At 54.9% G+C, this 1,096-nt stretch carries 1 protein-coding gene and 1 pseudogene; both read left to right on the plus strand.

The window, feature by feature from the left end:
• Nucleotides 1–167: pseudogene (locus tag MVO87_RS04045) on the plus strand (PHP-associated domain-containing protein); the annotation flags it as partial.
• A gap of 176 nt (nt 168–343) precedes the next feature.
• Nucleotides 344–1,096: DUF6513 domain-containing protein (locus MVO87_RS04050; protein WP_297552295.1), on the plus strand; the 753-nt coding region annotated here is incomplete at its 3' end.

Here is a 1,096-nt window from a genome sequence, read left to right on the forward strand (position 1 = left end):
TTCCTGATTTGGAGTTCGTGAGGGAGTGCATAAAGAGGGGCGTTAAGCTGACCTTCGCCAGCGATGCCCACAGGCCGGAAAAAGTTGGAAACGTCGGCTGGAGCGTGGCGGTCTTCCGAAAAGCCGGTGGAAAGCTTGAGGATTTGCTCTTTGCCCCCTACCTGTAATTCTGGCCGATGAGGAGAGCCCAGCGGACCGATTGGTGAGGGTGCGGGGGAGGATTCCGAGGCTTTATATACTCCATTTCTTACCTCCTCTGCCCGATGACGAGCTACTCCCGGCTGAGCTGTGATGAGCCACCTACCGGCCGAGGGCTTTTAAGGGCAACCCTGAAGTTTCAACCATGAGAATCCTCCTCATCACAGGCAAGCTTGCTGAACAGCTCGTGAGGAAGTATGGGAAAGGTTGCGACGTCCTCGTTACTCCGGTCAGCGTCGCGGCTTTCTTAACCCCCGAACTGATAGTCCGCTATCTGAAGAGGGCCGGCGTGAGGAGCGAGGACTACGACTTAATTCTGATTCCCGGTCTCGTTCGAGGTTCAGCCCAACCCATCGAGGACGAAATAGGGATTCCAACCTTTAAGGGACCGAGGAACGCGATGGACCTTCCCGCGGTGCTAAGAGCATTGGAGAGAGGCTTCAGGCTGAGCAAGGAGAAGCCAGCGGACGAGCTCTTCTCTCTCAACGGCCTAAAGAAGGTCGAGGACGTCAGGAACAAGACCAAGGACAGGCGCTACATCGAGAAAGCCCTTAAAAAGCCCTGGAACGTCCTCATCGGCAACCTGCCGGTTGGAAGGGACTTCCCGACGAGGATTCTCGGCGAGGTCGTTGACGCCCCGAAACTCGGCGTAGATGGGACGGTTGAGAAGGCCCTCTACTACCTCCGCGAGGGGGCAGATATAATCGACATTGGAATTATAGCGGGAGAGACGAACCTCGATTTCATCGAGCTGATTCCCGAAATCCGCGGGAGGCTCAAAGAAAAAGGCCTTGACGTTCCAATCAGCTTCGACTCCCTCAATGAGAGGGAAATTGAGAAAGCTTTAAACTACGCAGACCTCTTTCTGAGCGTTGATGAGAGCAACATTGAGGAACTC

It is taken from the genome of Thermococcus sp. (assembly GCF_027063845.1).
Taxonomy (GTDB): domain Archaea; phylum Methanobacteriota_B; class Thermococci; order Thermococcales; family Thermococcaceae; genus Thermococcus.